Genomic DNA, 4,056 nt, shown 5'->3' with positions numbered 1-4,056 from the left:
TTCTACTTGCGTTAAATTGGGCGGCCGCTGACCCCGGCGCCCGCCTTTTTTTTTTTTTAAATAAATTTTTTATAAAGGGGCATGGGGGGGGGGCGGGCGGGGGGGGGCCCCCCCCGGGCCCCCCGCCGACGGAGACCCCAGCACAGCAGAGGACCAGACTGCACGAAGGGGAAGCCATGACAGCGACGACCGACGGAAGCACCGGGGCCGCGAACCTCCGCGCGGTCCCGGCAAGCGATCCGACCGAATCGACCAACGCCGCGGACGACACGCTCGCCGTCGCGCGGCGGGCCGCGGAACGCTCGGTGGAGCACCTCCTCGGCAGGCAGGACGAGCAGGGCTGGTGGAAGGGCGACCTCGCCACCAACGTCACCATGGACGCGGAGGACCTGCTGCTCCGCCAGTTCCTGGGAATCCAGGACCCGGACACCGTCAAGGCCGCGGCCCGCTTCATCCGGGGCGAGCAACTCGGCGACGGCACCTGGAACACCTTCTACGAGGGGCCGCCCGACCTCTCCGCCACCATCGAGGCGTACGTCGCCCTCCGTCTCGCCGGAGACCGGCCCGACGACCCGCACATGATCCGGGCGGCCGGCTGGGTCAGGGAACAGGGCGGCATCGCGGAGTCCCGGGTCTTCACCCGGATCTGGCTCGCGCTCTTCGGCTGGTGGAAGTGGGAGGACCTCCCGGAGCTCCCGCCCGAGCTGATGTTCTTCCCGAAGTGGGTCCCGCTCAACATCTACGACTTCGGCTGCTGGGCACGCCAGACCATCGTGCCGCTCACCATCGTCTCCGCCCTGCGGCCCGTACGCCCGGCGCCGTTCACCCTGGACGAGCTGCACACCGACCCGGCCTGCCCCGATCCGGCCAGGCCCGCCGCCCCTGTGACCAGTTGGGACGGCGTCTTCCAGCGTCTTGACAAGGCGCTGCACCTCTACCACAAGGTCGCCCCGCGCAGGCTCCGGCGTACCGCGATGAACGCGGCGGCCCGCTGGATCATCGAGCGGCAGGAGAACGACGGCTGCTGGGGCGGTATCCAGCCGCCCGCCGTGTACTCCGTCATCGCCCTCCACCTGCTCGGATACGACCTGGACCACCCGGTGATGCGGGCGGGCCTCGCCTCGCTCGACCGGTTCACCGTCTGGCGCGAGGACGGTGCCCGCATGATCGAGGCCTGCCAGTCCCCGGTCTGGGACACCTGCCTCGCCACCATCGCCCTCGCCGACGCCGGAGTGAGCCCCGACCATCCGGCGCTCGTGCGGGCGGCCGACTGGATGCTGGGCGAAGAGATCGTACGGCCCGGTGACTGGTCCGTACGCAGGCCCGAACTGGCTCCGGGCGGCTGGGCCTTCGAATTCCACAACGACAACTACCCCGACATCGACGACACCGCCGAAGTCGTCCTGGCCCTGCGGCGGGTCCGCCACCCCGACCCGTCCAGGGTCGAGGCCGCCATCGCGCGCGGGGTGCGCTGGAACCTCGGTATGCAGTCCCGCAACGGCGCCTGGGGCGCCTTCGACGCCGACAACACCAGCCCGTTCCCCAACCGGCTGCCGTTCTGCGACTTCGGCGAGGTCATCGACCCTCCATCGGCCGACGTCACCGGCCATGTCGTCGAGATGCTCGCGGTCGAAGGCCGTGCCCAGGACCCGCGTACCCGGCGGGGCGTCGAATGGCTGCTCGCGGAACAGGAGGCGAGCGGTGCGTGGTTCGGGCGCTGGGGAGTCAACTACATCTACGGGACGGGCTCCGTGGTGCCCGCGCTCATCGCCGCCGGGCTGCCCGCCGCACATCCCGCCGTCCGTCGGGCCGTCGACTGGCTGAGATCCGTCCAGAACGACGACGGCGGCTGGGGCGAGGACCTGCGGTCCTACCGTGAGGAGAAGTGGATCGGTCACGGCAGCTCGACCGCGTCCCAGACGGCCTGGGCGCTCCTCGCGCTGCTCGCGGCAGGCGAGCGGGACACCAGATCCGTGGAGCGAGGCGTGGCCTGGCTCGCGGAGACCCAGCAGGCCGACGGCTCCTGGGACGAGCCGCACTTCACGGGGACCGGCTTCCCCTGGGACTTCTCCATCAACTACCACCTCTACCGGCAGGTCTTCCCCCTGACGGCGCTCGGCCGGTACGTGTACGGCGAACCTTTCGCCCTCGCGGCCGGCGTGGGCGGCGTCGAGACCGGCGGGGGGGCCTGATCCGATGGGCGGTACGCAAGGACCGCCCGCCCCCGCCACGCCCCTGCTGATCGCCTGCGCGCTCGGCATCGAGCGCCTCGCCCTGCGCACCGGCAGGGCCGGCGGCTCGAACGGGCACGTGAGCGTCGTCAGGACCGGGATGGGGCCCCGAGCTGCGGAGAACGCCGTCCTGCGCGCCCTGGCGCGGGACGGCGCGGAAGGCGCGGCGGTCATCGCCTCGGGATTCTGCGCCGGGCTCGCTCCCGGCATGCACCCGGGTGACCTCGTCGTGGCCGAGGAGACCCGGGACGACGGCGCCACCACCGTCTGCGTGGGGACCGGCGTGCTGGTCGACGCGCTGTCCAGGGCGGCACCCGGCCGCACGGTCCACACCGGCCCGCTCGCCGGCTCCGGGCACGTCGTACGGGGTCCCGAAAGGGCGGGCCTCCGGGCCACCGGTGCCATCGCGGTGGACATGGAGTCCGCCGCCACACTCCGCACCGCCGTGCGGACCGGGCCGCGCCCGGTTGCGGCCGTACGGGTGGTCGTGGACGCTCCAGAGCATGAGCTCGTCCGTATCGGCACGGTGCGCGGTGGAATATCGGCATTCCGCGTTCTTCGTGCCGTGCTTCCGGCTTTCCATGAATGGCACCGATCTTTGCTGCTCCCCAGGAGGTGAGCCCAGATGGCCATGCCGCTCCGTCAGTCCATCAAGGTTGCGACGTATCTCTTCGAACAGAAGCTCCGCAAGCGGGAGAAGTTCCCGCTGATCGTCGAGCTGGAGCCCTTGTTCGCCTGCAACCTGGCGTGCGAGGGCTGTGGGAAGATCCAGCACCCGGCGGGAGTGCTCAAGCAGCGCATGCCGGTCGCGCAGGCCGTGGGGGCGGTGCTCGAATCAGGTGCCCCGATGGTCTCCATCGCCGGCGGCGAGCCGCTGATGCACCCTCAGATCGACGAGATCGTCCGGCAGTTGGTGGCGAAGAAGAAGTACGTCTTCCTCTGCACCAACGCCATGCTGATGCGTAAGAAGCTCGACAAGTTCACGCCGTCGCCCTACTTCGCCTTCGCCGTGCACATCGACGGCCTGCGCGAACGGCACGACGAGTCGGTCGCCAAGGAAGGGGTCTTCGACGAAGCGGTGGAGGCGATGAAGGAGGCCAAGCGGCGCGGCTTCCGGGTCACCACCAACTCCACCTTCTTCAACACCGACACCCCGCAGACCGTCATCGAGGTCCTCAACTACCTCAACGACGAGCTGAAGGTCGACGAGATGATGATCTCGCCCGCCTACGCCTACGAGAAGGCGCCCGACCAGGAGCACTTCCTGGGGGTCGAGCAGACCCGCGAGCTCTTCAAGAAGTCCTTCGCGGGAGGCAACCGGAACCGCTGGCGGCTCAACCACTCCCCGCTGTTCCTGGACTTCCTGGAGGGCAAGGCCGACTTCCCGTGCACGGCCTGGGCGATCCCCAACTACTCGCTCTTCGGCTGGCAGCGGCCCTGCTACCTCATGAGCGACGGATACGTCCCCACCTACCGGGAGCTCATCGAGGACACCGACTGGGACGCGTACGGCCGGGGCAAGGATCCGCGCTGCGCCAACTGCATGGCGCACTGCGGATACGAGCCCACAGCGGTCCTCGCCACCATGGGATCGCTGAAGGAGTCCCTGCGAGCGGCACGGGAGACCGTCGGCGGGAACCGGTGACGTCGTGACCACAGGAGAACCGGTCTCCCTGGGTCTCCCCGGGCTGCCGGCCCGGCCGCTCGCGGTGCGCCGCCCCTCGCGGCGCATCCAGGTCGGGTCGGTGGCGGTCGGCGGGGACGCACCGGTGTCGGTGCAGTCGATGACGACGACGCGTACGTCGGATGTCGGTGCGACGTTGCA

4 protein-coding genes are annotated in these 4,056 nt (G+C 69.9%); all 4 read left to right on the top strand.

The features are described from left to right. The first annotated feature begins 176 nt into the window (after positions 1-176). A complete protein-coding gene (gene shc, locus ACFYQ6_RS34900) occupies positions 177-2,192 on the top strand; it encodes a squalene--hopene cyclase (protein ID WP_388766880.1) in 2,016 nt (671 codons plus the stop codon). Positions 2,193-2,196: 4 nt separating this feature from the next. Next, entirely contained in the window at positions 2,197-2,850 is a 654-nt protein-coding gene (locus ACFYQ6_RS34895) for a 1-hydroxy-2-methyl-2-butenyl 4-diphosphate reductase (RefSeq protein WP_361587127.1), read from the top strand. Between the two features lie 6 nt (positions 2,851-2,856). Next, the gene (gene hpnH, locus ACFYQ6_RS34890) at positions 2,857-3,876 is read left to right on the top strand and encodes an adenosyl-hopene transferase HpnH (protein WP_361587130.1); all 1,020 of its coding nucleotides are present in this window, start codon (positions 2,857-2,859) and stop codon (positions 3,874-3,876) included. 4 nt (positions 3,877-3,880) lie between these two features. Further along, positions 3,881-4,056, top strand: a 176-nt coding sequence (locus ACFYQ6_RS34885; protein WP_361587133.1) for a flavodoxin-dependent (E)-4-hydroxy-3-methylbut-2-enyl-diphosphate synthase, incomplete at its 3' end; no start/stop codon positions are given.

The sequence above is a fragment of the Streptomyces sp. NPDC005494 genome (assembly GCF_042872025.1).
Classification (GTDB): Bacteria; Actinomycetota; Actinomycetes; order Streptomycetales; family Streptomycetaceae; genus Streptomyces.
This window is presented reverse-complemented; position numbering and strand designations above follow the sequence as displayed.

What these genes read in the sequence shown, in the direction of transcription:
- hpnH (WP_361587130.1), top strand. Translation starts at nt 2,857, where the DNA reads ATGGCCATGCCGCTCCGTCAGTCCATCAAGGTTGCGACGTATCTCTTC.
- ACFYQ6_RS34895 (WP_361587127.1), top strand. Translation starts at nt 2,197, where the DNA reads ATGGGCGGTACGCAAGGACCGCCCGCCCCCGCCACGCCCCTGCTGATC.
- shc (WP_388766880.1), top strand. Translation starts at nt 177, where the DNA reads ATGACAGCGACGACCGACGGAAGCACCGGGGCCGCGAACCTCCGCGCG.